The 781-nt window shown below is 35.5% G+C and carries 1 protein-coding gene; it reads left to right on the top strand.

Annotated features, from left to right (window positions below; genetic code table 11):
* A partial coding sequence (locus IEV18_RS17080; protein WP_188393522.1) for an IS3 family transposase occupies positions 1 to 487 on the top strand: 487 nt, incomplete at its 5' end.
* Positions 488 to 781: the final 294 nt, after the last annotated feature.

The raw sequence follows: 781 nt of genomic DNA, 5'->3' as shown, positions 1-781 counted from the left end.
GAAGCCGAATGAGAAGTGGGTAACGGATATTACGCACATCCATTATGGCTTTGGCAGTAAAGCTTATTTAAGTGCCATTAAGGACCTTTATGACGGCTCCATCATTGCTTACCGGGTTGGACGCTATAATGACAACCCTCTAGTTATGGATACCATCAAAGCGGCTATACAAGCAAATCCTGACGCCACTCCATTGATTCATAGCGATCGCGGTTCGCAGTATACATCAAAGGAGTATCGTTATATTACTACAGAAGCTGGCATGACGCGTAGTATGTCTCGAGTCGGTAACTGTATTGACAATGCTCCGATTGAGAGCTTTTTCGGTCATTTTAAATGTGAATGTTACAACCTAAAGCAGTATAAGTCGTTTGAGGAACTAAAGGAAGATATTGATAAATATATAACATTTTATAACAAAGAACGATACCAAGAGAAACTAAACAGCCTAGCACCGTTAGAATATCGGCACCAGGCTGTCGCATAGATTTTTTGTTTTTTCACTGTCTACTTGACAGGGCGCAGTTCAAAACATACGGTGGCTTTTTGTTTTTTAGTATTGCTTTTATCAAAAGTGAATGGTATAATCAAATTTACGATTTAATTAATAAACATAATACACCAATTTAACTATAACATACTTTTAGCTAAATGTCAATAGTAATTTGATTTAAGTTTACCGATTTTCTTTGTTATACCTTCAATCCATTCGTATTTTTTAATCGAAGAAACTTGAATTTATATTTCTGTGTGGAAAAAGTTTATTTTTACCAACACAAAT

The sequence above is a fragment of the Compostibacillus humi genome (assembly GCF_014637175.1).
GTDB classification, from domain to species: Bacteria; Bacillota; Bacilli; order Bacillales; family Amphibacillaceae; genus Oceanobacillus; species Oceanobacillus humi.
Note: the sequence above shows the minus strand (reverse complement) of the source record. Positions and strands in the feature narration are given on the sequence as shown.